At 37.5% G+C, this 25,421-nt stretch carries 30 protein-coding genes; 3 read left to right on the forward strand and 27 right to left on the reverse strand.

Translation table 11 applies throughout. The annotated features are described in order from the left end of the window. Nucleotides 1-30 precede the first annotated feature (30 nt). The 4 genes from dnaK to hemW form a co-directional block, all read right to left on the reverse strand. On the reverse strand, nt 31-1,860 hold the full coding sequence (gene dnaK / locus IGI67_RS04390) for a molecular chaperone DnaK (RefSeq protein WP_429956871.1): 1,830 nt from the start codon (nt 1,858-1,860) through the stop codon (nt 31-33). A gap of 48 nt (nt 1,861-1,908) precedes the next feature. Further along, on the reverse strand, nt 1,909-2,484 hold the full coding sequence (gene grpE / locus IGI67_RS04395) for a nucleotide exchange factor GrpE (protein WP_429956872.1): 576 nt from the start codon (nt 2,482-2,484) through the stop codon (nt 1,909-1,911). Between the two features lie 33 nt (nt 2,485-2,517). Beyond that, nucleotides 2,518-3,558: a heat-inducible transcriptional repressor HrcA gene (gene hrcA, locus IGI67_RS04400; protein WP_429956873.1), complete on the reverse strand. Its 1,041-nt coding sequence runs from the start codon at nt 3,556-3,558 to the stop codon at nt 2,518-2,520. A 121-nt stretch (nt 3,559-3,679) separates the two neighbouring features. Beyond that, nucleotides 3,680-4,828: a radical SAM family heme chaperone HemW gene (hemW, locus tag IGI67_RS04405; RefSeq protein WP_207107933.1), complete on the reverse strand. Its 1,149-nt coding sequence runs from the start codon at nt 4,826-4,828 to the stop codon at nt 3,680-3,682. Nucleotides 4,829-4,975: 147 nt separating this feature from the next. On the opposite strand from hemW, the gene IGI67_RS04410 reads away from it, so the two are divergent. The 3 genes from IGI67_RS04410 (at nt 4,976) to tnpC (ending at nt 7,169) form a co-directional block, all read left to right on the forward strand. Beyond that, on the forward strand, nt 4,976-5,182 hold the full coding sequence (locus IGI67_RS04410; protein ID WP_216411127.1) for a hypothetical protein: 207 nt from the start codon (nt 4,976-4,978) through the stop codon (nt 5,180-5,182). Next, on the forward strand, nt 5,154-5,510 hold the full coding sequence (gene tnpB, locus IGI67_RS04415) for an IS66 family insertion sequence element accessory protein TnpB (protein ID WP_216411126.1): 357 nt from the start codon (nt 5,154-5,156) through the stop codon (nt 5,508-5,510). The genes IGI67_RS04410 and tnpB overlap by 29 nt, the downstream gene beginning before the upstream one ends. 99 nt (nt 5,511-5,609) lie before the next feature. Further along, entirely contained in the window at nt 5,610-7,169 is a 1,560-nt protein-coding gene (tnpC, locus tag IGI67_RS04420) for an IS66 family transposase (RefSeq protein WP_429956874.1), read from the forward strand. Nucleotides 7,170-7,351: 182 nt separating this feature from the next. On the opposite strand, the gene IGI67_RS04425 is transcribed toward tnpC, so the two are convergent. Genes IGI67_RS04425 through IGI67_RS04535 form a run of 23 tightly spaced genes read right to left on the reverse strand, consistent with a single transcriptional unit; the run spans nt 7,352 to nt 25,412 of the window. Beyond that, nucleotides 7,352-7,924 (reverse strand): histidine phosphatase family protein, encoded by a 573-nt coding sequence (locus tag IGI67_RS04425; protein WP_429956875.1) that lies wholly within the window; start codon nt 7,922-7,924, stop codon nt 7,352-7,354. Continuing rightward, nucleotides 7,921-8,682, reverse strand: coding sequence for an adenosylcobinamide-GDP ribazoletransferase (gene cobS / locus IGI67_RS04430; RefSeq protein WP_429956876.1), 762 nt, complete (start codon nt 8,680-8,682; stop codon nt 7,921-7,923). The genes IGI67_RS04425 and cobS overlap by 4 nt, the downstream gene beginning before the upstream one ends. Then, nucleotides 8,679-9,266, reverse strand: a complete 588-nt coding sequence (cobU, locus tag IGI67_RS04435) for a bifunctional adenosylcobinamide kinase/adenosylcobinamide-phosphate guanylyltransferase (RefSeq protein WP_429956877.1) — start codon at nt 9,264-9,266, stop codon at nt 8,679-8,681. Before cobU ends, cobS begins: the two co-directional genes overlap by 4 nt. A 6-nt stretch (nt 9,267-9,272) precedes the next feature. Then, on the reverse strand, nt 9,273-10,004 hold the full coding sequence (locus tag IGI67_RS04440; RefSeq protein ID WP_242550273.1) for a hypothetical protein: 732 nt from the start codon (nt 10,002-10,004) through the stop codon (nt 9,273-9,275). Between the two features lie 13 nt (nt 10,005-10,017). Next, nucleotides 10,018-10,710, reverse strand: a complete 693-nt coding sequence (locus IGI67_RS04445; RefSeq protein ID WP_429956878.1) for a uroporphyrinogen-III synthase — start codon at nt 10,708-10,710, stop codon at nt 10,018-10,020. A gap of 10 nt (nt 10,711-10,720) precedes the next feature. Beyond that, nucleotides 10,721-11,662 carry a hydroxymethylbilane synthase gene (gene hemC / locus IGI67_RS04450; protein WP_207107927.1) on the reverse strand — a complete coding sequence of 314 codons (942 nt, stop codon included), beginning with the start codon at nt 11,660-11,662 and terminating at the stop codon, nt 10,721-10,723. Between the two features lie 16 nt (nt 11,663-11,678). Continuing rightward, the gene (locus IGI67_RS04455) at nt 11,679-12,266 is read right to left on the reverse strand and encodes a cob(I)yrinic acid a,c-diamide adenosyltransferase (protein ID WP_429956879.1); all 588 of its coding nucleotides are present in this window, start codon (nt 12,264-12,266) and stop codon (nt 11,679-11,681) included. Beyond that, entirely contained in the window at nt 12,263-13,765 is a 1,503-nt protein-coding gene (locus tag IGI67_RS04460; RefSeq protein ID WP_429956880.1) for a cobyric acid synthase, read from the reverse strand. The genes IGI67_RS04455 and IGI67_RS04460 overlap by 4 nt, the downstream gene beginning before the upstream one ends. Nucleotides 13,766-13,770: 5 nt before the next feature. Continuing rightward, nucleotides 13,771-14,574 carry an ATP-binding cassette domain-containing protein gene (locus IGI67_RS04465; RefSeq protein ID WP_207107924.1) on the reverse strand — a complete coding sequence of 268 codons (804 nt, stop codon included), beginning with the start codon at nt 14,572-14,574 and terminating at the stop codon, nt 13,771-13,773. Nucleotides 14,575-14,599: 25 nt separating this feature from the next. Beyond that, nucleotides 14,600-15,277, reverse strand: a complete 678-nt coding sequence (gene cbiQ, locus IGI67_RS04470) for a cobalt ECF transporter T component CbiQ (protein ID WP_429956881.1) — start codon at nt 15,275-15,277, stop codon at nt 14,600-14,602. Next, complete coding sequence (locus IGI67_RS04475; RefSeq protein WP_207107922.1) at nt 15,264-15,563, reverse strand: energy-coupling factor ABC transporter substrate-binding protein; 300 nt, start codon at nt 15,561-15,563, stop codon at nt 15,264-15,266. The genes cbiQ and IGI67_RS04475 overlap by 14 nt, the downstream gene beginning before the upstream one ends. Next, nucleotides 15,550-16,299: an energy-coupling factor ABC transporter permease gene (locus IGI67_RS04480; protein ID WP_207108002.1), complete on the reverse strand. Its 750-nt coding sequence runs from the start codon at nt 16,297-16,299 to the stop codon at nt 15,550-15,552. Before IGI67_RS04480 ends, IGI67_RS04475 begins: the two co-directional genes overlap by 14 nt. Nucleotides 16,300-16,304: 5 nt before the next feature. Continuing rightward, nucleotides 16,305-17,018: a cobalt-factor II C(20)-methyltransferase gene (locus IGI67_RS04485; protein ID WP_429956882.1), complete on the reverse strand. Its 714-nt coding sequence runs from the start codon at nt 17,016-17,018 to the stop codon at nt 16,305-16,307. Then, complete coding sequence (locus IGI67_RS04490; protein ID WP_429956883.1) at nt 17,011-17,793, reverse strand: sirohydrochlorin cobaltochelatase; 783 nt, start codon at nt 17,791-17,793, stop codon at nt 17,011-17,013. Before IGI67_RS04490 ends, IGI67_RS04485 begins: the two co-directional genes overlap by 8 nt. Then, entirely contained in the window at nt 17,793-19,220 is a 1,428-nt protein-coding gene (gene cobA / locus IGI67_RS04495; RefSeq protein ID WP_207107919.1) for a uroporphyrinogen-III C-methyltransferase, read from the reverse strand. Before cobA ends, IGI67_RS04490 begins: the two co-directional genes overlap by 1 nt. Before the next feature lie 4 nt (nt 19,221-19,224). Further along, complete coding sequence (cobK, locus tag IGI67_RS04500; protein ID WP_429956884.1) at nt 19,225-19,965, reverse strand: precorrin-6A reductase; 741 nt, start codon at nt 19,963-19,965, stop codon at nt 19,225-19,227. Then, nucleotides 19,962-20,687 carry a precorrin-3B C(17)-methyltransferase gene (gene cobJ / locus IGI67_RS04505; protein ID WP_429956885.1) on the reverse strand — a complete coding sequence of 242 codons (726 nt, stop codon included), beginning with the start codon at nt 20,685-20,687 and terminating at the stop codon, nt 19,962-19,964. The genes cobK and cobJ overlap by 4 nt, the downstream gene beginning before the upstream one ends. After that, on the reverse strand, nt 20,666-21,724 hold the full coding sequence (locus IGI67_RS04510) for a cobalt-precorrin 5A hydrolase (RefSeq protein ID WP_429956886.1): 1,059 nt from the start codon (nt 21,722-21,724) through the stop codon (nt 20,666-20,668). The genes cobJ and IGI67_RS04510 overlap by 22 nt, the downstream gene beginning before the upstream one ends. Further along, nucleotides 21,717-22,484, reverse strand: a complete 768-nt coding sequence (locus IGI67_RS04515) for a cobalt-precorrin-4 methyltransferase (RefSeq protein ID WP_429956887.1) — start codon at nt 22,482-22,484, stop codon at nt 21,717-21,719. The genes IGI67_RS04510 and IGI67_RS04515 overlap by 8 nt, the downstream gene beginning before the upstream one ends. Nucleotides 22,485-22,488: 4 nt before the next feature. Continuing rightward, entirely contained in the window at nt 22,489-23,043 is a 555-nt protein-coding gene (locus IGI67_RS04520; RefSeq protein WP_429956888.1) for a decarboxylating cobalt-precorrin-6B (C(15))-methyltransferase, read from the reverse strand. Further along, entirely contained in the window at nt 23,033-23,644 is a 612-nt protein-coding gene (gene cbiE, locus IGI67_RS04525) for a precorrin-6y C5,15-methyltransferase (decarboxylating) subunit CbiE (RefSeq protein WP_429956889.1), read from the reverse strand. The genes IGI67_RS04520 and cbiE overlap by 11 nt, the downstream gene beginning before the upstream one ends. Then, on the reverse strand, nt 23,641-24,762 hold the full coding sequence (gene cbiD / locus IGI67_RS04530; RefSeq protein ID WP_207107912.1) for a cobalt-precorrin-5B (C(1))-methyltransferase CbiD: 1,122 nt from the start codon (nt 24,760-24,762) through the stop codon (nt 23,641-23,643). The genes cbiE and cbiD overlap by 4 nt, the downstream gene beginning before the upstream one ends. Next, entirely contained in the window at nt 24,762-25,412 is a 651-nt protein-coding gene (locus IGI67_RS04535) for a cobalt-precorrin-8 methylmutase (protein WP_207107911.1), read from the reverse strand. The genes cbiD and IGI67_RS04535 overlap by 1 nt, the downstream gene beginning before the upstream one ends. Nucleotides 25,413-25,421 lie beyond the last annotated feature (9 nt).

The following is a 25,421-nucleotide window of genomic DNA, read 5'->3' on the forward strand; positions in this document are numbered from 1 at the left end:
TGATGACTTTGGCCTTTATCAACGAATCAATTATTTGTCGTCATCGTTAACTTCTTCAAAATCAGCATCCACGACATCATCCGCGCCGCCTTGAGCTGCGTTTGGATCAGCCTCTGCTTGTTGTTGTGCTGCTTGTTCATAAAGTTTAACCGTTAAGTTTTGTACGATTTCATTCAAAGCATCACGTTTTTCTTTCATTTGTTCAATATCGTTTGCTTCAACCGCTGTTTTTAGTTCATCTCTAGCATCTTCAGCCTTCTTAACTTCATCAGCGTCAACTTTTCCTTCTAATTCTTTCAATGTTTTATCAACAGAGAACAATAGAGCGTCAACGTCATTACGTAGGTCTACTTCTTCTTTACGAGCTTTATCAGCATCCGCATTTGCTTCAGCATCTTTCACCATACGTTCGATTTCATCGTCTGATAAACCAGATGAAGACTTGATCGTGATTTTTTGCTCTTTCTGTGTTCCTAGGTCTTTCGCAGATACATTTACGATACCGTTTTTGTCGATATCAAATGTAACTTCGATTTGAGGGATTCCACGAGGTGCAGCTGGAATATCGGTTAATTGGAAACGACCTAATGTTTTATTGTCAGCAGCCATTGGACGTTCACCTTGTAACACGTGAATGTCTACAGCAGGTTGGTTATCAGCAGCTGTTGAGAATACTTGTGATTTGCTTGTAGGGATCGTTGTGTTGCGATCAATCAGTTTAGTGAACACGCCACCCATTGTTTCAATACCTAATGATAATGGAGTTACGTCTAGTAAGACAACATCTTTAACATCCCCAGTGATAACGCCACCCTGAATTGCAGCTCCCATAGCAACTACTTCATCTGGGTTAACCGATTTGTTAGGTTCTTTGCCAGTTTCTTTACGTACAGCTTCAACAACTGCCGGAATACGAGTAGAACCACCGACTAAAATAACTTCGTCGATATCAGATTGAGATAAGCCGGCATCTTTCAACGCTTGACGGACCGGAGCTTTAGTACGTTCAACTAAGTCAGCAGTGATCTCATCGAATTTCGCACGAGAAAGTGTTGTTTCTAAATGCAATGGACCAGCATCGCCTGCAGTGATAAATGGCAAGCTAATTTGAGTTGAGCTAACACCGGATAAGTCCTTTTTCGCTTTTTCAGCAGCGTCTTTCAAACGTTGCATAGCCATTTTATCTTTAGATAAATCAATGCCGTTTGCTTGTTTGAAATCAGCAACTAAGTAATCAATGATCTTATTATCAAAGTCATCTCCACCTAGGCTGTTATCTCCTGCAGTCGATAATACATCGAAGACCCCGTCTCCTAATTCAAGAATAGAAACGTCGAAAGTACCACCACCAAGGTCAAATACTAAGATTTTTTCATCTTTATCTGTTTTATCTAAGCCGTAAGCTAAAGCTGCAGCAGTTGGTTCATTGACGATCCGTTCAACTTCTAAACCAGCGATTTTACCAGCGTCTTTTGTTGCTTGACGTTGTGAGTCATTGAAGTAAGCAGGCACAGTGATAACTGCTTTTTCAACTTTTTCCCCTAAGTAATCTTCAGCGAAACCTTTGATGTATTGTAATACCATCGCAGAAATTTCTTGCGGTGTATAGTTTTTGCCGTCTGCTTCTACTTTATATCCAGCTTCACCCATGTGACGTTTGATTGATGAAATCGTATGTGGGTTTGTAACTGCTTGACGTTTTGCTACTTCACCGACTTGGATTTCGCCATTTTTAAATGAAACAACAGATGGTGTTGTACGATTTCCTTCTGGATTTGTAATAATTTTAGCTTCTCCGCCTTCTAAGACAGCGACTGCTGAGTTAGTTGTACCTAAGTCAATACCGATAATTTTACTCATAGTTGAAAATCTCCTTTTTCATATATGTTTAGTTTAATTAGATGTTTATTATTGAGCTACGATCACCATTGCTGGACGCAACACGCGATCGTGAAGTTGGTACCCTTTTTGTAATACATTGACGATTGTATCAGCTTTATGATCATTATCTGCTGGTACAGTTTGAACTGCTTGATGCAGATTAGGATCAAAGCTTTCGCCTTCAGCCTTGATTTCTGTAATTCCTTCTTCTTTCAAGGCAACCGTCAAACTCTCAAGAACCATTTCAACACCTTTTTTCAGGCTGGCACCTTGATCGTCTGTTACTTCGGTCGCCAAGGCTCTTTCTAAGTTGTCGATCGAGGTCAATAATTTCTTTCCAAGATCTTGTGAACGGTAACGAACTAATTGTTCTCGTTCATTTTTGTTGCGGTTAGACATATTCGCGATCTCAGCACGAGCTCGCAAGAACTTATCTTCCATTTCATTGAACTTTTTGGTCAATTCTTCTACCTCTGAAATTTCTGGGATGTCGATTTCTTCCGCTTCAATTTCTGCTGATTCGTTTTCTACAACTTTATCTGTTGTTTCATTGTCCTCAGCTTTAGTTTTTTCTACTTCTTCTTGCTTCTTCTCTTCTGCCACTACGCGTACTTCCTTTCTTTTTAGGAATCGTTTCTAGTGATACAAATCCAAAGAACGATAATAATCATCCAATGCATTTGTTAACTCATATCGAAAAACTTCCAATAGGCCAAAAATTTTTGAATACGGCATTGATGTTGGACCCAGTAATGCAATGGTGCCTCGTCCGTGTCCACGAATTTCATAATTCGCCTGAATCATACTTAATTGATCAAACAAATCATTCCCCATCTCCGTTCCAATTCTAACGTGAATGCTATTATCAGATGGCAACAGCAACTGCGTCAGTTCACCGGAATTTTGCATCAATGAGTACATAGATTTGACATGATTAACATCTTGATCCGGATTGAAATTCAATATATTCATTCGTCCGCTTACAAAAACCTTGTCCTCAAAGGCGTCATTCAAAATGACATCAAACAAATGACTAATTCCTTCGGTCGTTTGAAAATAGCGATGTAAGATCATTGGAATTTCCGTTCTCAATTTTTGGTAGACATTAATTAACGGCTGCCCTACCAAACGATCATTGATGATACGAACCATTTTTTCCAAATCCTGACTGTCAACATTTTCAGGTATACGAAAAACTTGGCTCTCAACGTTTCCCTTGTCTGTAACAATGATCGCCAAAATTTGACGATCGTTTAATGGAACAATCCGAAAACCAGTCAATGTCCGATCTTTCATTTCAGGACCTAGCGAAAACGCCGTATAGCTAGTAACTTGTGAAAGTATTTTTGCAGATTGCTGAATGATATCATCAATTTCATGGATATCTTTCTTTAACGATCTGCGTATCTGATCTACTTCTTGATTACTCACCTTTGCTGGCGTTAATAGGTGGTCCACAAAATAACGATAACCTAAAGCCGAAGGAATCCTTCCTGATGAAGAATGGGTCTTCTCTAGCAGACCTACCTCTTCTAAAGCTTTCATGTCATTACGAATAGTTGCGGAACTTGCTTTTACGCCTTCTTCCATTAAACTTTTTGATCCAACTGGCTGTCCTGTGTTGGTAAAGTCTTGGATGATTAAGCTGAGAATCAGTTTTTGTCTTTCCGTTAACATTCTTCTCATCCTTTAGTTAGCACTCTTTCTTTTTAAGTGCTAACTCGATTATTAATATACCACATCTGTCTTATAAGTCAAGGGAAAAATACAAAAAATTAGCACTCTCGTACCAAGAGTGCTAATCGTTCTTCTGCAATAAAAATTTTTCGAAAACATCATTTCCTCGAAATAATCCATCTTTTGTTAAAAAGACTCGCGAATCTGTCTCTGCTAAAAGGTTTTGCTCTTTCAAGTCAGTAATAACTTCTCCATAGACATCCGTTAAGCTTCGACCAAATCGTTTCATGAATTTCGCCTTTTCTACTCCTAAAATTTTTCTTAAGCCTAAAAACATCTCTTCCTCAATTTGTTCTTTTTGAGTTAATAATTCTTCTTCGAGCGTTGGTAAATTTCCTTCACTCAATGCTTTTAAATAATGCTGAATAGGACCACGATTTTTATACCGCCGATTTCCAATATAACCGCTCGCTCCCGCACCAAGTCCAAAATAATTCCGATTGTCCCAATAAACGAGGTTATGTTGACTTTCAAAACCAGGTTTGGCAAAATTACTAATTTCATATTGCATACGTCCATTTTTTTCCATCGTTTCAATCGTTTCTGCATACATCTGCGCTTCTAAGTCCTGCTCTGGCAACTGCATCTTACCTCGACGAACCCAATTCATGAACATCGTTTGATTTTCCAATATTAATGAATATAGCGCATAGTGGGGTAAATCTAATGTCAACGCTCGCGTCACGGTATCTCGGAAACTCTCCAAAGTCTGCCCTGGCAAAGCATAAATCAAGTCAATCGTTACATTCTGAAAATCTTTTTCCTCTAATAAACGAATCGTTTCGTAAACATCTTTTGCAGTATGTTTACGACCAATTTTTTTCAATAATCGATCATCAAACGTTTGAACACCCATCGATAGACGATTGACACCATAGTTTTTCATAACATTCAATTTATCTCCCGTGAGATCGCCTGGATTTGCCTCAACCGTGAACTCGCCCTCTTTATAAGGTAAAATTTCACGCAGGCCGCTTAGCAAGCTGTCAAGTTGTCTTGCATTCAACGATGTTGGTGTGCCTCCTCCAATATAGAGCGTCTCCATTTTATTAACTGGATTTTGAATTAAAGCCAATCGTGCTTCTTTAAGCACCGCTTCAATATATTCATCTACGGGTTGACCCTCAAGAAAAACTTTATTGAAGTCGCAGTAGTAACAGATGTGCTCACAAAACGGTATATGGATGTACGCTGAAGTTGATTCTGCCATGTTGTTCCTCTTTCTTCTATATAAATAGTAATAACAGGTATTCTACCACAATAATCATTATTTACGTAAGCGTCAGATAATAAGGCGTCTCGTTTTCTCCTTCGCCGACTGCTAAACTTACTATATCAACTACAGGAGGTGTTCCAAATGGAGAAAAAAGAGATTGTGCCCATTCAGATCGTGGATCGAAATCCACCAATGGCACCCACTGCTCCCGCAAAATCGAAACTCGCTGCTCGTGTAAAATTAGGCCAAGCCGAAGCCTATATTTACAATGGAACGGATAAATATATTTTAGCTACAATCATGAAGGAGCTGAGCATCCATGCTTCTCGACTTCACTCACGTACCTAATATCTTTATCGTTTGTGGGAAAACCGATCTTCGAAAAGGAATCGATGGACTTGCGGCCTTTGTCACAGAAACATATCAACTCGATGTTTTCGATCACTCGCTCTTTCTGTTTTGTGGCTCAAAACCAGACCGCTTCAAGGCACTTTACTGGGAAGGTGATGGCTTTTTATTATTGTACAAACGATTTGAAAATGGTCGGCTTCAATGGCCGAAAAACTCTTCAGAAATGAAGAAATTAGATGTTCGGCAATTGAAGCGACTGCTTATAGGCTTTTCGATCGAAGAGAAGAAAACCATTCATTCCAGCACCAAGGGTGCCTTCTATTGAAGTAGTAGAAACGTTGGTTTTATGCGATTTCTACTACTTTTTTGTCGTCAGAAATGGTATAATAATAACAGGTGATATCAAGCGTGGAGGTGTAAATGATTGACTAAAAAGGGAAATCAGCTTCTTTTGGATAACAAGAAACTGGAGAAGCGTCTCCAAGAAATGACTGAACAATTTGAACTCGTCCTTGAACAAAATCAGTACCTTCAAGAACAGCTATTCGCGATGCAGCGTCAGATGTATGGACGAAAAAAAGAAGATACGCCATCTGTCGATGGGCAAACAAATTTATTTGATACAGACCCTTTTAAGGAACCAGAGCAGACTGGTCAGGAAAGCCAGGAATTGATTGAGGTAAAGAGCTTTAGACGGAAAAAGACAAAAGGAAAAAAAGCCTTGTCGCTTGCCCACTTACCCGCAAACCATCTTCACTATTATTTGGAGGGTGAAGACTGTCTTTGTGATGCCTGTGGTACTCACATGACTGAAATTGGCTCCACCGTCGTCCGTGAAGAACCTCTATTTATTCCTGCTCATATTGAAAAAAATTTATTTCACCAGCATGCGTACAAGTGTTGCACATGTGAAAAAGACAATGGAACAACATCAATTAAGAAAGCTCGTGTACCAAAACCTCTGATCAATAATAGTTTTGGCAGTCCTACGATGGTAGCTCAGACAATCGTTGAAAAATATATCAAGAAAGTGCCTGCCTATCGGCAAGAGAACGAATGGAAAACCTTTGGCTTTCCATTGGATCGCCAGAAAATTACACATTGGCATCTTCTGGCGACAGACTACGTCTTGTCGCCGCTGTATCAACTATTAAAAGATACCTTACAGAACCAAGAAGTCATTCATGCGGATGAGACGCACTACAATGTCTTAGACGTTCCAAAAGCCACGACCTATTATTGGCTGTATACTTCTGGAAAAGCAGAAAGCTATCCCATTGTTCTTTACCAACATGAATTATCGCGCAAATATGAAATCCCTCAGAATTTTCTTACACACTTTACTGGCTATCTACATAGTGATGCTTACGCAGCTTATGGAAAAATGGCTGGCATCAAGAATGTTTACTGCTGGGCACATGTTCGTCGGAAATTTCATGAAGCGATCGGCTCACAGCCCAAAAAATATAGCACCGCCTTATTAGGCGAGCGCTATTGCGACCTTCTTTTCAAAGAAGAGAAGAAACTACGCCATCTAGATCCAACGGATCGTCAAAAACAGCGCAGTCAATGGATCAAACCCATCGTGGATGAATTCTTTTCTTGGGCATCTAATCTATGTGTTCTCCCAAGATCAAAACTGGGAGAAGCCGTTGCATATCTGCTAAAGTACAAGGAAGGATTGTGTACTTTCTTAGAGGATGGACGGTTAGAAACCACGAACAATCGCGCGGAACGAGCCATCAAAGAATTGGTGATCGGTCGAAAAAACTGGTTGTTCTCAAAAAGCGAAAAAGGGGCGCAAGCAACAGGAATCATTCTGAGCATTCTACGGACAGCTGTAGAAAATGGCTTAGATCCAAGAAAATATCTGATCTATTTATTTGAAAATATCCCCAACCTGCCAAGTTTAACAAAACCTGCGCTGGCAGCTTATTTGCCTTGGAATCAGGAAGTTCAAAGAAAGTGCCAAGCTAACTATTAATAAAAAAAGCACGCCCATCAATCATCCTTAAGTATACAGGAGGATTGATGGGCTTTTAATACACCTTACTATCTGACGCTTACTTATTTACGGCAATTAGTAGATTGATTAAAGATATATATAAGAAAAAAGCCGGCTGCTAAGAGACGGCTCGTAATCAATACAATAAATCATAATAGATTTTAACTATTCCACTTGATAATTTTAAATCTCGAATTCTCTGATTCCATCACTGTATAGTTTCCTTGTTCTAGATCAATCTCCCAAAAATTGAGCTCAGAAAAATAGGTCTTTAAGATAGTACGCAATACACCTAGATGACCTACAAGCACAAAATCTTCTTTCTTTTGGAGCAAATCGTTAAAACAGCTTAATACACGATTTTGAAAAACTGAAAACTTTTCTGCATTTTTGGGAGTATATTCAAAGGGAGATAGCAGCCATTTTTCCCATTCCACCGGATACTTTGTATTAATCTGATCTGCGCTCATTCCTTCCCACAAACCAAAATCTTTTTCATCTAAATCTTCCAGTGAAATTATTGGTTGGTTTGGAAAGATTAACTTCGCTGTTTCAATCGTACGCCTTAATGAACTGGTATAAATAACCGTATCAATCTTTCCTTCTTTAAACTTTTCTGCCAACCAATTCGCTTGCTCAATTCCTGTTTCATTTAACGAAATATCACTTTTTCCATAGAATAAGCGGCGGCGATTATATTCTGTTTCACCATGACGAATCAAATATATTTTCATAAGAATCCCCGCATAATAACTAGTGTCAGTAAAAAAACCGCCTGTGAAATTGGTGAACAGGCTCCCAATGTATCCCCATTAAAACCGCCTACTTTATTTATAACCATTTTACGATAAATCATTATGACAAGATCACTTATAATAAAGCACACAATCCCCGCCTTTCCTAAAAAAAGAAACATTGTTAAAAAGGACAGGAGCTGACAGAATCCTATATCATATTTTTTTACATCTAAAAAAGTTGTACCTAATCCTTCTGCATTATTTCCAGCATATTTCATTTGATAAAACAGTAGACTGATTCCATTTTTCCCAATAAGATTTAACAGCAAAACAATAATAACTTGTAATTTACTAGTTATTTGAGGCAGTAATGAAAAAAAGCTAAATGTTATGAGAAGATAATAAAAAACGATAGCTAACACCCCATTGCTACCTACTCTGCTATCTTTCATGATTTCAAGCATCCGTTCTCTTTTACGCGACGAAAAAAGCCCATCAGCCATATCGGATAAAGCATCTAAATGAAACCCGCCTGTCAATAGGACATCAAAAAATAATACAAGTATCCACGCAATACTCGGAGTAAATAAAACTTGTAGAAACCAATACACAATAGCTTCTATGAATCCTATCATCAGACCAAATAATGAAAAGAAACGAACGCCAGAACGCATTTTCTTTTCTGGTTCAGTGATTGCTACGGGAATCGGTATTCGAGTAAAAAATTGAAAATACAGAATTATACTATCAATCATTTTATTTTCATAGGAATACCGGCTATCACTAAAAATGCGGTATTCGCTTCCTTTCCTAGCGCTTGATTTACACGTCCCAAGACATCTCTAAACCAACGAGAAAAAGGATTTTCTGGGACAATCCCCAATCCAACTTCATTTGAGACAACAACTAATTTCACAGAACTCTTTTGAGTTACCATAAAAATTTTATGCCATTCCGCAAGAATTTTATCTTCAATCTCTGCTTTTTCTTCTTCAGACAGCTCCGCGATTTTTTTATCGATTAGTTGAAAATCGTCTCCGAATCGTTTTTTCATTAAATAAAAAAAATAATTTGTTGTTAACATGGTCGCACAATCCAATAAGTGTGCAGAAGCATGAGATTGGTCAATCAAATCTGCTACATTTAAAAAAGTTTCATTGGTTTGCCAATAGTTGGATCGTCTTTTTTGATGGAGAAATACACGATTTTTCATTTCCTCATCTTGAGCTGTACAATTCGTTGCAATATAACTAATTTTTGCTTTTCGATCAAGAAGTCCTTCTGCAAAAGCAGATTTTCCGCTGCGCGCACCACCAGTAACTAAGATGATTTCTCCCAAATTTAATCACTCCTTTTTAAACTCACCAATTTTTTTTATTTCAGCATAGCGAGCTAAAATATCCGCTTCTGCTTTCTTTTTTACTGCTAAAAGAATGACTGTGGCAGGTCCGGCAGAACAATCGATGCCATCCTCTTCACTAAAAATCACATGGTATTCAGAATTTTTTGCCATTAATTGTGCCTCATAACGAATTCCTTTCGAGCCAACAGGAAGCATATCTAAAACACCTGACTCTTTTTTTATATCCTTTACTAAAGAATAGGAAAAAATATTTTTTTGATTCTTAACAACCATTTCTCCAACATAAGGGTGCCCTAATTGTAAGAGACTACAGTCTTCTTGCATTTTAAAGCTTTCTTTTTTTGCTGAAGCCTGAGCAATCACTGTGATTCCTAAACTGGTTGTCTTTGTCAGCATGTTTTCTTCCGTACTGCCATTTAATGGTAGATGAGATAGTCCTGCTTTAGCCAACTCTGCTTTTATTCCATCTAACATTTGCTTTCCAGTCGGATTATATTCATTACCTATTAAATCAACAACCGCAATTGGAACTGCTCCATAACAAAATAATTCCATTAAAGGAACACGTAAGCAAAATGCAGCTGTTATTGCTGGATCAATAGTAACAACGTCTTGTTCCTTCTTACCAATTCCAGCACTTGAATCGCATGCAATCACTAAAGAACTTTCATTAGAAAAAGGTAAGATAGAAAGATCACGATATTCTTTTGTCATAGGCACGGCATACTCACTCCTCTTGTTCTATATCCTGTAACAAACATTCATATAAATGCGGCATATCATAAATTTTTGGCTGAATCACAACCGATTGTTTCTTTTTAATCGCTTTCGCCGTAACAGGTCCAATTGCGGCTATTTTCAGTCGAGACCAAAAATCAGCAGGCAGTTGTTGGAGAGGCTCCGTTACTTTGGAAAAGGACATCCAAGCAGAAGGGCTTGCAAAAAGCACATAATCCAGAACTTCATTAAGCAAAAAATGTCTCAATTTTTCTTGGTCCTCAAGATAAAACTCATTTCTGTATATCACCTGTTCCAACACATCATGCCCTTGATTTGTTAACGCATTATATATCACACGTCTAGCTTGAAATGAATGCGGCCAAAAAACCCGTTGCTTTCCATCTGCAAAAGTTAACCATTCTTTCACTAATCCTTCTGAAAAAGCTTCTTTTGGCTGGAAATCAACATCAAAACCTAGATTTTTCAATACTTTTACTGTTTGATTACCGATAGCAAGTATTTTGGCTTGCTTGTTTAAAAAGTTAAAATCAAAATACTTTACAGCATTTGCACTAGTAAAAAAAATCCAATCATAGTCCTGCTCCATTTTCTGATATGGTTGAATCACTGTTCGATTCAAAGGAATTGTAATTACTTCAATATTTTTTTCCGCAAAGGTATAATAAATATTCTCTGGCATGGCTATTTCTCTAGTGTATAAAAGTTTCTTTTTGATCGTTTCTGCACTCCTCAATCAACATAATTGCTCCTTGCTGGATCATTTTAGCAGCTACAGATTTTCCTAAAATCACTGGATCATTACCTTGCATTGTTTCCTTTAAAATAATTTGTCCGTTTTCACTACCAATCATTCCGGTCAGTTCATAAGTCCCATCCTTGGGGAAACAATACGCCCCTACAGGAAACGTACAACTACCATCCAAACTATTTAAAAAGGCACGCTCAGCATTTACAGCAATTGCTGTTGGCAGATGCTCCATTTTTTTTAACATGTGCAACACTTCTTTATTATCTTTTCGACACTCTAAAGCCAGTGCGCCTTGTCCTATGGCAGGCAACATGATTTCTGGTGAAAGCTCTTGATGATAAACCGTTTGATCAAGACTCAAGCGTTCCAGTCCTGCTAAAGCTAAAACAATTGCATCATACTGACCTTCATTCATTTTCCTGATTCTAGTATCAATGTTTCCTCTGATCGGCTGAATATCAAAATCAGGCCGAGCATTCAAAAGCTGTGCTTTTCTACGGAGACTGCTGGTTCCAACGACAGCATTTTTAGGTAAATTTGCCAAACTTCTATGTTCCCTAATGACCAGGGCATCCGTTGGTGAATGACGCTCCATAACACAAGCAAGCGTCAAGTCCTCATGGATATCAGTAGGGATATCTTTCAAACTGTGTATTGCGAAATCAATATTACCCGCGCGAAGTTGATACTCTAGTTCTCTAACAAAACAGCCTTGTCCACCAATCGACTGTAAGTTATGTGTAGCCAAGTGATCTCCTTTGGTCTTGATTTTTATAAGTTCAACTTCTACATCTGGAAAATAGCTTTGAAAAACTGCTAAAGCTTGCTTTGTTTGTGTAGTAGCGAGCTTGCTGCCTCGTGTACCAACTTTCAGTTTTTTCATTTTCTTCCTTCTTTCACTAGAAAAGCTCTTTTTTATTCTTTTTTCTATTAAAAACTGAAATACTGTTTTCATAAAAAATCTCTGGTTGTCCGGCCTGACTATTAACCCAACGTGCCAAAACAAAAAAATAGTCAGATAAACGATTTAAAAACCTCAATGCTTCTTCATTGACTGCTTCATCGTACTCCAGTAAGCTTACAGCGTTTCGCTCAGCTTCGCGTGTAAAACATCTACAAAGATGTAAATTTGCAGAGCTGACAGTTCCTGCTGGCAAAACAAAACGATCAATCGTTGGAGATTTAGACCAATAAAAATCAATTTTTTCTTCAAGCCACACAATCATTTGCGGCTCAACTTTATATGGACGCTTTTCATCAGGGGTTGCGAAATCGCTGCCGCAGTCAAATATCCATTGCTGTAATTGAACTAGTTCCGCATACAAATAATTCTCTTGTTCCTTTAATGAAGCCACAGTTAAACCCAACTGGGCATTTAATGTATCAATAGATCCATACGCCTGGACCCGGGGAGCGCTCTTTTTAGCCCTTCCGCCCCCAACTAATTTAGTGTATCCTTGATCACCATAGCGCGTATAGATACTCATACGTTTATCTCCTCCTGATTCATAATTTGATAAATTTTTTCTAAATCAACATTTTTGCGGATCAAATCTGCTAATTTGTCATATTGTTGATTTTTATATTCTGTATAAGGTATAGCTACCTCTTTAATTAAAGAGAGCCCTTTTGCTTCTCGAACCTGATTCAATAGTTTTCTTCGCCAATCACTATTATCAAAAACACCATGAAGGTAAGTCCCAATTACCAGTTTATCTGAACTTACAGCACCATCTTTTCTCGAAATTTTTTTACCGTTAGCAGTAACGAGCTCTGCAAAGTATTGCTTCTCATAGTTTTCTGATCTTCCCATATGGATTTCATAGCCGTGAATTGTTTCTTCACCAATTTTTGCTTCAACTCTAGTAGTTGTTTTTTCGGCTTCAAAATAAGTTTCTATGTTCAATAGAGCTAATCCTTTGAGACTACCATGGGTAGATTCGACTTGGTGAGGATCATGCAGCATTTTTCCAAGCAACTGAAATCCACCACAAATTCCAAAAATCATTTTTCCTTCATTCCGAACTCTTTGAATCTCTTTAGCCATCCCCGAATCTTTCAAGTACAGGCAATCCTCTAAAGTATTTTTACTGCCAGGTAAAATAAGAATGTCAGGACTTCCTAACTGATCATCAGGAAATACATATCGAATAGATACATCCGGTTCACTCTCCAAACTTTTAAAATCAGTAAAGTTGGATATTTTGGATAATCCAATCACTGCAATATCCAAATCTTTTTGCGGATTATACGATCGATTCACCTTTGTTAAAGCCACACTATCCTCATCTTCGATATTTAATTGAGCATATGGTATCACCCCAATTACGGGAACCTCCGTCAAATCCTCAATCATCTTCAATCCGGGATCTAACAAGGCAATATCACCACGAAATTTATTAATAATAATTCCCTTGATCCGTGCTCTTTCAGCCGGTTCAAGTAAATGAATTGTTCCATAAATTGAGGCAAAGACACCTCCCTTGTCAATGTCCGCTACTAAAATTACCGGAGCATCAGCAATTTTAGCCATCCCCATATTAGCGATATCTCGACTATTTAAGTTTATTTCCGCCGGGCTTCCCGCACCTTCAAGTACAATCACATCATTTTCCTGCACCAGTTCTTGATATAAGCCAGTTATTTTCTCAATCAATTGCGGCTTGAACTCATGATATTCTACCGCATCCATGTCACAGAGAACCTCACCGTTAAATATAACCTGTGATTTTCTGTCAGAAGTTGGTTTTAATAGAACAGGATTCATGCGTACATCTGGTTCGATCCCGGCAGCTTCTGCTTGGAAAACTTGGGCACGTCCCATCTCTTGACCTTTCATAGTAATGTAAGAATTAAGAGCCATATTTTGCGATTTGAAAGGTAACGCTTTCAAACCATCCTGATAAAAAATTCTACATAAACCAGCGACTAGGATACTCTTGCCTGAATCCGATGCAGTTCCTTGAATCATCAAACTTTTCCCCATTTGTTTCACCTCACGTTTAACTTTGTTCGCATAAATTCCTGTTGATTTTTGACAAGCGGGAATCCTAATTGCTGATGTATCTTAACTAACCAAGGTTGCTCTAAGCCCGCTGATTCTAATACTTTTTTGTCTAGAAACACCTCGTCAGAACTTCCCTCCTTAATGATTGTTCCTTTGTCTAGTACATATAAGTACTCACAGATTTCATACATTAGATCCATATCGTGACTTGATAATATAATTTTAGTCCCCTGTTGGATTAGTTGAGAAATAATCTCTATCATTTGTTGTTTTCCAGAAGGGTCCAATCCCGCAGTCGGTTCATCCAAAAGCAGCCATTTAGTCTTGAGCATTAGAACACTCGCGATCGCTACTTTCTTTTTTTGTCCGTAACTCAAATATTGTACTGGTTTTTTCTTCAAATCATCAATTTTAAGTAAAGAAAACACTTCATTCATTCGGAGTTTAATCTGAGAAGAGTCAATCCCAAGATTTTTTAGAGCAAACGCAACATCGTCTTCAACAATTGAATAGAATATTTGGTGTTCCGGCTCCTGAAAAACAATGCCCACTTCTTGTCTATATCTATAGAGTGCTGCCTTTTTATACTCTAGTGGTTGATTTTCATAGATAATCTTGCCCTGATTAGGGCGCAGTAACCCCACGATTGCCGCAAACAGAGTGGACTTTCCTGAACCATTTGCTCCTAAAATACCGACAGCCTTATGATCACTAAAATCCAAAGACAGATGATGCAGCACATCTGCTTGATTTTCGTAACTAATACATAAATCTGCTACTTTAAACATTTTGATTCCTTCCTTCATTTAATTGTTACAGTGGAAAATCACCATCAAAAAATTTTATTTCAAGAGAAAGAATCATCTTATTAAATCGATCAAATGATTGGAAAAACAGTATTTTGATCATTAAACCTAAAGAATGATAACTATTTTTCAATCCTCTGTATCCAAAACGCATTTCTTGTGCTCTTTTAATTATCAAAAATTCATCTGCAAAAATGAATATGAAACGATACATTAGCATTGTCAGTTCAATTAATAATATTGGGAAACGAGCTTGTTTCATCACTACTAATATTTGATGAAAAGGCACCGTTAAAATAAAGAAATACGTACAGATCAAACAACTAAAAGAGCGGAAAAATAACTTTGTACCTATTGTTAGCGAAGTACTTGTTATTCCTAAATAATTGTTAAATACGGGGATCTTAAAAATAAACGCACTTGATTGCGAACTTATTGAAAACAAAATAGTTAAAATACTTATTGCTAAAAAAGGGGCAGGGATCAAGAGCCATTTGAAGTATCTCGTAACTTTCACTTTAGTAACATAAATTGTTGCAAAACCTATGATTAAGCTTATTATCCCTTGAATCATTGGTGTAGTTAAAAAACATATTATTAATAGAAAAAGATAAAAAGCACTTTTTATTTTGGGAGAAAGTTCAATCAATCGATTCTCATAGGCAATCTTATCAATGAGCAGCATTTTTCTTCTTCCCTCTATAATATCCTAAAATATAGGTAATGATCCCAACCCCTAGACTTCCTTGAAGAGTGAATAATAAACTTTCAATTTCTCCACTTTTAGGTTCTAGCAATGAATCAAACCAAGGTTGATAGTTTGGTGCAATCTCAGTAATAACTTTCTCTGCTTCACCGTCCGAACCGCTGAATTCCCCATTTTGATTAACCAATAGGGCACCAGCTATCAATCCTATTACTGCTAATAAAAGAATAATGTTTAACGTCGTTTTTGATTTATTTCTTTCCATTATTCAAAATGCCTCCTTCCTTAAAAGGAAAATTCGCAGAAATTAAATTATAAGCAACAACCGTTAATAGTCCTTCTGCAATGGCAATTGGAATTTGAGTTAGCATAAAGACTCCAACAAATTTCGCAATTGCTCCCATGATCCCTGTTGAAGAGTCTGGAAAAACAAGACCTAATTGAAGTGCGGTTGTAAAATATGTTGCTAGATCTGCTATGAATGCGCATAGGAATAAACAAACGGAGGTTGGTGCATTTGTCTTTTTCAAAAGAAAATACACACCATATCCGATGAAAGGTCCAACTACAGCCATTGAAAAAGCATTAGCACCTAAGGTTGTAATCCCCCCATGAGCTAGCAGTAGAGCCTGGAAAAGCAAACAAATCGTTCCTAGCACACTGATGACTCCCGGTCCAAAGAGAACAGTACCAATCCCGACACCTGTTGGATGAGAAGTAGAACCAGTAACCGACGGGATTTTTAACGCCGACAAAATGAAGATAAAGGCTCCGCTGAATGCTAAAAGAATCTTATTGTGGGGATTGTCTGCAACAGCTCTTCTAATACTTATCAGACCATAAATAAAGAATGGAATAAATGCTGCATACCAAAACAAACACCAGCCTAATGGTAAAAAGCCTTCCATGATGTGCATAGCATGGGCTTTTTGTGGTACAACTAGAACCAAAAGAAGTAATACTAAAAAGATTTTTCGTATTGTTTTCACTTTAGGCTTCATCATTTTTAACTTCCTTTCAACTCTCTATTCTTGTAGACAATCATGGTACTGAAATACGATAGTTGATCCGCCTCATTTAACTCATTTAAACCAATCATTACTTTCTCAGAATCCATTGAAGAATCACTGACTAATATCGTATGGTCCAATAATTCTAACTCTGTTAAAATTTTTAGAATCTTAGGCAATGCGGTTGAAACCTTCATCAAAATTATCGTTGATATTTGTTCCAATGCAGTACGGATAGTTGATTCATCAGCTGTTGCTGGCAAAACAGCATAGCTCTCTTCATCGATGACCAAAGGAATCTGTAAATTATTAGAAATCTGGCAGAAAGAGGATATTCCGGACACTGTTTCAGTCTCAATCTTGTTTGATAATCGTTCTAATAAGTAACTGTAAGTGCTATAAACCATCGGGTCGCCTAATGTGATAAAGGCAACATTCAACCCATTTTTTACATCAGCAACAATTTCCTCTGCAATTTCGTTCCAAGCACTTCGCTTCTGTTCCCAATCATTTACCATCGGGAAATGCCGTTGTTTTATTGTTAAATCCGTACGTAAATAAGGATCAACAATCTGCAATGCAAGACTTTTTCCACCCTTTTTAGATTCAGGTGTATAGAGACAATCAACCATTTCTATGATTTCTTTCCCACGAATTGTTAGTAAATCTGATGCACCTGGTCCAGTACCTACTCCATAAAATTTAGCCATTCGTCATCCCTTCTATCATCGCTCCTACATGGTCAATAAATTGCTGTTGAATTTCCGGAGCCTCTCCCATTCCCTTAAGAATGGTTTCCACGTAAAACCCAGCTTTTTCTAATTGAGATTTCCAAGAATCTTCTTCATCTGATGCCATATCATTTACCGCATGATCTCCCGCCACTAGCATCAATGGATATAATTTTATTTTCTTGTAGTGGCTCTTTTGAAGTCGACTGATTAGTAAAGAAATTTCTGGATAACTTTCAACCGCACAAACAAAAATTGGTTTTTCCATTAACATGTGATCTAAACACGCATAAACTGTAAATGCTGAATGTTGACTGCCGTGCCCCATTAACACTAGAGCTTCATCTTCGGCAAATCCTTCTGACAGCAATTCTAACCATCCAACGATCTTCTGATAATCTCCCACATCACTTAACAAAGGTTTTCCGATTTTTACCAGTTTTAATTGATCCTTGTATCTCATCGCCTGATGTAATGCTTTTGAGTACTCACTTCCAGGAATAATATGCAGCGGTTGAACATAGATTTCTTCATAACCATCAGCAACTAGTTTTTTCATTTGCTGATCTACTGTCAAAACTGTCATTTTTTCCTGTTCTTTGATTTTCTTTATGACTTTATTGGAAGTAAAAGCACGAAAAGTATCAAATTCGGGATACGCTTGAGCTATTTTTTTCTCTACGACGTCAATCGTTTTTTTTCTCGTTTCAACATAACTTGTACCGAAGCTGACTACTATTAATGCAGGCTTCATCACTCCATCTCCTCTTTGATTTTTTCTACAACACTTTCATAGCTAGGTTCATCTGTCAGAATCACAGGAATTTTATAGTAATTAAAAACATCCTTTGTTTTTTGTCCCATAACTATAATTTTTTTCTGCTTAACAATCTCTAACTCTTTATTATTTAGAGCCGTCAAGAATAACCGGGCTGATTTTGAATTGGGGAAGTACATGAGATCCGTTTTTTGCCATAATCTAGGAATCTCAACAACAATTTTTTCTTCATGACTAATTAACTTGGTACCTGCAATTTTTTCTTCTTTTAAAATATCAATTGTTGAAGAATCACCTAAAAATAGGGTAGTTGAAGTAATCTCCAACTCCTGTAAGCAAACAGTTAAATCTAAATAGTTATGATCTGCTAGAATACCTTTCTTTTCCAAAGTAGAACCTGTATGATGTCCCACTGTAATAAATCGCCAATCACTTAAGTTTCGCCAATCGATTTTATTTTGTTTCATCAAGCGTACAAACATTTCAATGCTTAGTTGATCAGTGAAAACTACCTGTTGAGCCTTACTAAAATCAATTATTCCCTCAGAAATTTGTTTACAGCTAGGTGGTAGTTCAATAATTTCTGCTCCTAAATCTGTTAAGCGACTAGCTATACCTTTCTTTTTCGTAAATGGAATTGTAATACTCGTTGAAAAAAAAGGTCGTTCTTCAAAAAAATTTAACTCTTCTCTGCACTTTACAACCTGCCCAATCACAATCAGACTGGGTGGTTCTAGTTCAGCAGCCTGTGCCTGTTTGAAAATTGTTTCCAACGTTCCTACGACTGTTTTTTGCTGTTTACGACTGGCCCATTGAATTATTGCCACTGGAGTATTCTTGTCTTTCCCATTACTCATTAGTTTTTTTGTAATTTCCTGTAAGCCGGACATTCCCATCAAAAATACTAAAGTTCCCTCTGTTCTAGCAGCAATTGACCAATCTATAGCTTGACTAGAATCATTTAAATGTCCTGTGTAGACATGAAAACTGGCAGACAAGTTCCTATGTGTAATAGGTATTCCAGCATAGGTCAATCCCCCGATGGACGAAGTGATTCCAGGAATGACTTCAAAAGCTATCCCTGCTTCTTTTAAAGCCGATCCTTCCTCTCCACCTCGGCCAAAAACATAAGGATCTCCACTTTTAAGACGGACTATATTAAGTCCTTGGCGCGCTTTTTCAATCATAATTTCTTCGATTTTATCTTGCGGAACTGGATGGTAATTAGGTTTTTTACCCACATAAATTTTTTCACAGTCTGCTTTACAGGCATTTAAAATAGCCGGATTAATCAAGCGATCGTAAACAACCACGTCTGCTTGTTCAATTTTTCTTAGTCCTTTAATTGTCAATAATTCTGGATCACCCAGTCCTGCACCAACTAATGCAATTTTTCCAATCATTCCATCACCCCTTTATTCGATCAATCAGCTCTTCAATAGATGAGAACTTATTCGGATATTCGATCTGCTCACGTTCTAATACAATACAGGGAATGTTTAATTCATTACAGGCCTGAACTTTTTCTAAAAATCCGCCTTCTTGACCACTTTCTTTTGTAATCATTACGCCTGCCCGGTTATGGATCAGTAGTTCTCGATTTAATGATTTAGAAAACGGTCCTTTTATTGCCTCAATTTGCGCAGTTGATAATCCAAATTTTTCTATTGTCATTAACACCTCAGCCGTTGGCAATACCCGAGCAATAATACGTTCTTTAGGTAAGTATTTTAGAAACTCCCCTAAAGTTTTGCTACCGGTGGTTAAATAGATATTCCCAGAGTTTTCAAGTGCCTTTTGACAAGCTGCCTTTATTGAGTCAACTGAAACCATCTCCTCAGCATGATATGATGGTCTTTCAAAACGATAATAGTTAATTTCTGTATCAAAACAAGCGGCTATTGCATTTTTTGATACCTCAACTGCATACGGATGTGTTGCATCAATTACTAAATCAATTTTATGATTCAAAATGAATGAAATCATTTCCGTTCTAGTCAGCCGCCCCTTTATAATATGCTCAGCTACAGATCTTGCTAAATTCTCTCCATAGTCTGTAACCACTGATAAATAGAATCTGATGTCACACTCATTGAGTGCTTCAGCGATTTTCAAACTTTCAGAGGTGCCTCCAAGTAGTAAAATCATAGCTTGTAGCCTCTTGGAGTAATCATCCAATTATCAGAAATATAGGTTTCTTTATTACCGACTAATACAATCGTGGTCATATCTACCACCGTCTCATCTAAATCAGCGATCGAAGTAAGAATTACTTTTTCCTCTTTTCTTCCAACATCCTTAGCTATTCCAACGATAGTGTCTTCTGATTTATACTGTTGAATAATCTCTAGCGCTCTAGCTAAGTGATTAGGTCTGCCTTTACTTCTGGGATTATATAGACAAATCACAAAATCAGCACTGGCAGCTGCAGTGAGTCGCTTTTCAATCATTTCCCAAGGTGTCATCAGATCACTCAAACTGATGTGACAAAAATCATTCATTAATGGAGCTCCTAGTAATGCGGCCCCAGCAATACTGGCTGTAATGCCAGGAATAACTTGAACAGCAATTTCCTCAGCCATTTGACTTGTAAGCTCTAGAATCAATCCTGCCATCCCATAGACCCCAGCATCTCCACTCGAAATAACAGCGACATCTTTCCCATCCTTTGCTATATCGATGGCCTTTTTACACCTATCAATTTCTTTTTTCATTCCTGTACTTATCAGTTCTTTCCCATCAACTAATTCTTTAATCAAACGGATATAAGTCGTATATCCAACGATCACATCGACCTTTTTTATAACCTCAATAGCTTCAAGCGACATCTTTTTCTTTTCGCCCGGTCCTAATCCCACAACATACAACATGCGTCGTCTTCATCCTTTCCCAATGCAAAGGTGACTCCATGACTTGCATAACGACCTGTCACCACTTGCCCATTACTTGCTAAATCTGCGGCTGATAAACTTACATTCCCAACGCCGGTTACTTGCTTTACAAAAGAGGACTCTGGATATTTACCCGATACAGTTGATAATTCCTCAGCTGAATATGTCTCGAACGAAACATCGAGCCATTCAGAAAATCGGACAATCCCAGGCTCTTCTTTTTTTAAATCTATACTGACCATTTTTTTAATACTTCGATAATGAACATTTACTGATTTACAAAAACTCAAGTATTCCTTTTGGATAATCGAAAAATCACAATCTTTTTTTGCTCCAATTCCCAACACATATCTCCTAGGAACAACCTGAATAATTTTTTTAGATAGCTTTTCTTCATATTTATCAGAAATAAGTAAGACAGCATCAAATAAATCGATAGCATCATTTTCTTTGATGACGGTTAATCCTCTAGTATCCTTTACCCACTGTTCATGTTGAATCAGCCCAACTTTTTTATGGTTAGCTAAAAGACTATTTACTTTTTTTGTTGTTTCTTTAAAATCGGAATACCATCCATCTATTGTTTTACTCAATATATCTAGTGCTGTAACTTCCTGAATATCTGTTGCAGTAGTTATTACGGGACAACTATTCAATTTTGCTGCAATTTCCAGCGTTAACTGATTTCCTCCGCCAATATGCCCTGATAACAGACTGATCGTATGCCGTCCCTTTTCATCTAGTACAATTACTGCCGGATCCTTTTGTTTATCTTCCAACACATCTGCAATACTACGGACTACAATTCCAGTTGCCATAATGCAAACCAGTGTATCATATTGTTTGAACAACAACTGAATGCTCGTTGTAAATTTTCCAGTCGGAAAAATGCTTAATCCCTCTTCTACTTTGTCTTTAGAAACAAAAATTTGAGCATCCTTATTCCAAATTTGCCGAATTTCCTTAGCAAGTTTTATTCCTGTAGAAGTTAAAGCTAAAATCGCGACCTTACTCATTACTTATCACATCTCGATATTCGTGTTTAAAGTTGGCATCATAAAGCTTAGAGTAATTAAATTCATCCCCTAGAAACTCCCCAACCATAATCAAAGCTGTTTTAGTAATGTCTGCTTCTGCAATTTTTTCAGTAATATTTTCTAATGTACTAATAATTTTCTTTTCCTCTGGCCAAGTAGCCTTATAGATGACTGCTACCGGTGTTGTTAATTGGTACCCTCCAGCAACCAACTCTTCCACAACTTGTCCTATTCCTTGAATTGATAGAAAAATCACCATTGACGTTTGATGCTGAGCAAAAGAGCGTAAACTTTCTTTTTCTGGAACTGGGGTTCGCCCAGCCATCCGTGTAATGATCACGCTTTGTGATATCTCTGGAACGGTGTACTCTACCCCTAAACTAGAAGCAGCACCTAAAAAGGAGCTGACACCAGGTGTGCAAGTAAAATCAATTGAACGCTTTTTTAATTCTTCAATTTGCTCCCGAATCGAACCATAGATAGAAAAATCACCTGTTTGCAATCGAACCACTTCTTTATTAGCTCGAACCCCCTGTTCCATTTCATCAATAATCTCTGTTAGATTCATTGATGCACTGTTAAGTATCTTACAGTCCTTTGAACAATAGCTTAGAAGCTCTGGATTGACGAGCGAGCCTGCATAAATGACAATATCAGCAGCTTGCAACAGTTGATAACCCTTAAACGTAATAAGCTCCGGATCTCCCGGACCTGCACCAACAAAATGTACCTTTGTCATAGAATTACTCCTCTTTTCTCATTTCAATAATCATTACTGGATTTTGCGGTTTAAAATAATGCCCTTGCCCTAATTTTGTATAGTGCCCTACTTGTAACTGAATTGCCTGAAAAGAATAACATTCAGTTTTTAACCATTCGATGGCCTCAATGGCATTTTCTAGGAGAATGAAATTTAGAACTAAGCAGCCCCCGGGTTTTAACAATTGAAAGCTCCACTCTAATATTTCTGACAAATTCCCACCTGATCCACCTACAAAAATGGCATCAAAATTATCACTCAATATGATAGGCGCTTTCCCTAAGATACTTTTTATATTGGTCAATTGGAATTTAGTTTGATTTTTCTCTAAAACATTAAGTGCTTCTTGATTCGAATCAATCGTTGTCACCATTAAATTAGGGTACATATATGCCGCTTCAATCGCCATACTTCCCGTTCCTGTTCCTATATCTAAAAAGTTCTCAGCTTCACGCAGCTGCAGCTTAGCCAAACTGAGTGTTCGGATTTCTTCCTTTGTCATTGGAACATTACCGCGAATAAAACAATTATCCTTCATTAATTATCACCACTGCATTCATTTGATAGTTTTCATCGGGAACTTCCGATGCTCTATAACATCTGATCCTTTCATCAGAATAACTAAGATTCTCCCCAATATAGAAAGTTGCAACACTACCTTGACGTAATGCTTCCTGAGCTAATTGATAAGGTCCATTCGCTTTATCTGTAACAATTCCTACTTTCGGCAATTTAAATAATAAAGAAAAATCAGGTTTTCTGCCGTGGCTGCTTGTAATAAAACAGTCTTCTATAGGAATATTTAAACGATTGAACAGATAATGCAGCGAACTAATTCCAGGCAAGATGGTCAATTTTTCTGGTGGAAACTGTCTAATTAGCCATTTCCCAATGCCATAAGTTAATGGATCACCAGAAGCTAAAAGAACGATGTCAGCTTCTTGATGTTCTGTTAAAAACATAGTCAGATCATCTAATTTATGCGGCAAACGATGACAACTTCCTTTCTTGCTCAAAGGAACTATCTTTAATTGACGCTCACTTCCAATAATTAAGTCAGCACTATCAATTACCTCTTTAGCTTTATCAAACAAATAATCCTGTGTTCCTCCAGGTCCAATTCCAACAATGGTGATCATTTCCATTCCTCCTTCAGTACTTCAATCGGTTTAGTTGAAGCCAAGTAACCTCTTTGAGAGGAGAATAAAACTACCTCAATAATTGGTTGATGCTTACGATATTTTAGAAGACTTTCAGAGCGATACTTTATTTTTTTAGCTATAATTGGATAGACTTTCTCATATCCTGCATCCGCAATAATATCCCCTGCTGCTTCAGTTGTCAGGCATCCTTGAATTTTCTTTAATTGCTCCACAGACATACCAAGTAAAGCTAAATTGGCAATTAAAATTTCTGCTCGCGCATCAGCATCTTTACTATGTGTAGAAAAAATACCAGCAGATACTTTGATTAGCTTACCTAAATGGCCGACCATCAGAACTTTTTCAAATTCCAAGCGCTGAACCTCTTTTAAAACATACCCGACAAAATTACTCATAGAAACAATCTTATCCTCACCGAATTTCAATGTTTTTAGAACAAAATCTTCTCCATAATTTCCTGGACATAGAATCACTGATCGATATCCTTGACTCTTTTTCATTTCCAATTCTAAGGAGATAGACTTTTTCCACCCTTCTTCAGACATTGGAGTAACAATACCCGTTGTTCCTAAAATTGATATTCCGCCAATAATTCCTAAGCGGCGATTCATCGTTTGGTTTGCAATACTTGCTCCTTCTGGCGCGAATATCACGACTTTTGCTCCTTGTTCAGGACCAATAATTTTCCGAACAGCCTCTTCAATCATACCTCTTGGAACTGGGTTGATTGCCGCCTCTCCTACAGGAATCTGTAAGCCGACCTCTGTCACCCGCCCAATTCCAGTACCACCATCAATAATAATTTGTTTTGTTGCGTTTTTACTAAGCTTTGCTCCAATCAGCATACCATCTGTTGCATCAACGTCATCACCACCGTCTTTCACAACAAAGGCTTCGCATGTATCTTCCTTCATTTCCAACGAAGCAATAGGAATGGTTAGCTTTTCAGTATTTGGTAACTCAATTTGAATATTTTCATGCGCTTCATTGTTGAAAAGCAGACCTGCTGCTGCAGTTGCTGCTGCGGTTGCACAAGAACCGGTTGTATATCCCTTACGCAACTTTTTACCATTGAAAAAAATGAATTCTTCCATCAGTTTTCCCTTTCTACTAACTGATATAGCAATGCATTGATTATTGCAGCCGCAACATTACTTCCCCCTTTACGTCCCCTAGCAACAATAGCTGGAACATCACTCTCAAATAAGGCTTCTTTTGATTCTTCTGCACCTACAAAGCCAACAGGTGCGCCAATTACGGCTATTGTCTCCAAGTCCTTTCTTTCAACAAGCTCTAACAGTTTGAAAATCGCAGTTGGTGCATTTCCAATAACAAAAAGCTTTGGCCCATCAATTGTTGCTGCTCGCTCTATCCCCGCCATCGAGCGCGTCATTCCTTTAGCTTTTGCTTGTTCCGCAACTTCTGGAACAGCAATATAGCATTCATAGCGAATAGTCAATTTATCTAAAATTCTTTTATTAATCCCACTAAGGGCCATAGTAGTGTCCGTAAAAATAGTGCCGTTGCCGGCTAAGAAAAAATCCTCCAACGTCGCAATTACATCGTTGGTGAATACGAGATTTTTAAGATAATCAAAATCAGCACTTGTATGAATTACTCTTTTGATAATTTTTTCTTCTTTCGGACATGAAAAAAAATAATTAGGAAATTCTTGTTCAATAATTCCTTGAATAATATTAAAGCTTTCTGTTTCAATCATTTGAGGATTTTTTATATAGTCCACGTTATTCCC

It is taken from the genome of Enterococcus sp. AZ196, from assembly GCF_050498845.1.
Lineage (GTDB): Bacteria > Bacillota > Bacilli > Lactobacillales > Enterococcaceae > Enterococcus_A > Enterococcus_A murrayae.

Excerpts from the sequence above, each read along its gene's own strand:
- IGI67_RS04465 (WP_207107924.1), bottom strand. The coding sequence starts at position 14,574 with ATGTTTAAAGTAGCAGATTTATGTATTAGTTACGAAAATCAAGCAGAT.
- IGI67_RS04445 (WP_429956878.1), bottom strand. The coding sequence starts at position 10,710 with ATGCCAGAGAATATTTATTATACCTTTGCGGAAAAAAATATTGAAGTA.
- IGI67_RS04440 (WP_242550273.1), bottom strand. The coding sequence starts at position 10,004 with ATGACAAAAGAATATCGTGATCTTTCTATCTTACCTTTTTCTAATGAA.
- cobK (WP_429956884.1), bottom strand. The coding sequence starts at position 19,965 with ATGATTTTACTACTTGGAGGCACCTCTGAAAGTTTGAAAATCGCTGAA.
- cbiD (WP_207107912.1), bottom strand. The coding sequence starts at position 24,762 with ATGGAAGAATTCATTTTTTTCAATGGTAAAAAGTTGCGTAAGGGATAT.
- IGI67_RS04410 (WP_216411127.1), top strand. The coding sequence starts at position 4,976 with ATGGAGAAAAAAGAGATTGTGCCCATTCAGATCGTGGATCGAAATCCA.
- IGI67_RS04460 (WP_429956880.1), bottom strand. The coding sequence starts at position 13,765 with ATGGGGAAAAGTTTGATGATTCAAGGAACTGCATCGGATTCAGGCAAG.
- tnpB (WP_216411126.1), top strand. The coding sequence starts at position 5,154 with ATGCTTCTCGACTTCACTCACGTACCTAATATCTTTATCGTTTGTGGG.
- hemC (WP_207107927.1), bottom strand. The coding sequence starts at position 11,662 with ATGAAAAAACTGAAAGTTGGTACACGAGGCAGCAAGCTCGCTACTACA.
- IGI67_RS04425 (WP_429956875.1), bottom strand. The coding sequence starts at position 7,924 with ATGAAAATATATTTGATTCGTCATGGTGAAACAGAATATAATCGCCGC.
- cbiE (WP_429956889.1), bottom strand. The coding sequence starts at position 23,644 with ATGATCACCATTGTTGGAATTGGACCTGGAGGAACACAGGATTATTTG.
- cobJ (WP_429956885.1), bottom strand. The coding sequence starts at position 20,687 with ATGTTGTATGTTGTGGGATTAGGACCGGGCGAAAAGAAAAAGATGTCG.
- IGI67_RS04515 (WP_429956887.1), bottom strand. The coding sequence starts at position 22,484 with ATGACAAAGGTACATTTTGTTGGTGCAGGTCCGGGAGATCCGGAGCTT.
- IGI67_RS04510 (WP_429956886.1), bottom strand. The coding sequence starts at position 21,724 with ATGAGTAAGGTCGCGATTTTAGCTTTAACTTCTACAGGAATAAAACTT.
- IGI67_RS04520 (WP_429956888.1), bottom strand. The coding sequence starts at position 23,043 with ATGAAGGATAATTGTTTTATTCGCGGTAATGTTCCAATGACAAAGGAA.
- hemW (WP_207107933.1), bottom strand. The coding sequence starts at position 4,828 with ATGGCAGAATCAACTTCAGCGTACATCCATATACCGTTTTGTGAGCAC.
- IGI67_RS04455 (WP_429956879.1), bottom strand. The coding sequence starts at position 12,266 with ATGAGTATCTATACGCGCTATGGTGATCAAGGATACACTAAATTAGTT.
- dnaK (WP_429956871.1), bottom strand. The coding sequence starts at position 1,860 with ATGAGTAAAATTATCGGTATTGACTTAGGTACAACTAACTCAGCAGTC.
- cbiQ (WP_429956881.1), bottom strand. The coding sequence starts at position 15,277 with ATGCTGCTCATTGATAAGATTGCCTATGAGAATCGATTGATTGAACTT.
- cobA (WP_207107919.1), bottom strand. The coding sequence starts at position 19,220 with ATGATTGGAAAAATTGCATTAGTTGGTGCAGGACTGGGTGATCCAGAA.
- IGI67_RS04480 (WP_207108002.1), bottom strand. The coding sequence starts at position 16,299 with ATGAAGCCTAAAGTGAAAACAATACGAAAAATCTTTTTAGTATTACTT.
- IGI67_RS04475 (WP_207107922.1), bottom strand. The coding sequence starts at position 15,563 with ATGGAAAGAAATAAATCAAAAACGACGTTAAACATTATTCTTTTATTA.
- IGI67_RS04485 (WP_429956882.1), bottom strand. The coding sequence starts at position 17,018 with ATGGCTAAATTTTATGGAGTAGGTACTGGACCAGGTGCATCAGATTTA.
- cobS (WP_429956876.1), bottom strand. The coding sequence starts at position 8,682 with ATGATTGATAGTATAATTCTGTATTTTCAATTTTTTACTCGAATACCG.
- IGI67_RS04490 (WP_429956883.1), bottom strand. The coding sequence starts at position 17,793 with ATGAAGCCTGCATTAATAGTAGTCAGCTTCGGTACAAGTTATGTTGAA.
- hrcA (WP_429956873.1), bottom strand. The coding sequence starts at position 3,558 with ATGTTAACGGAAAGACAAAAACTGATTCTCAGCTTAATCATCCAAGAC.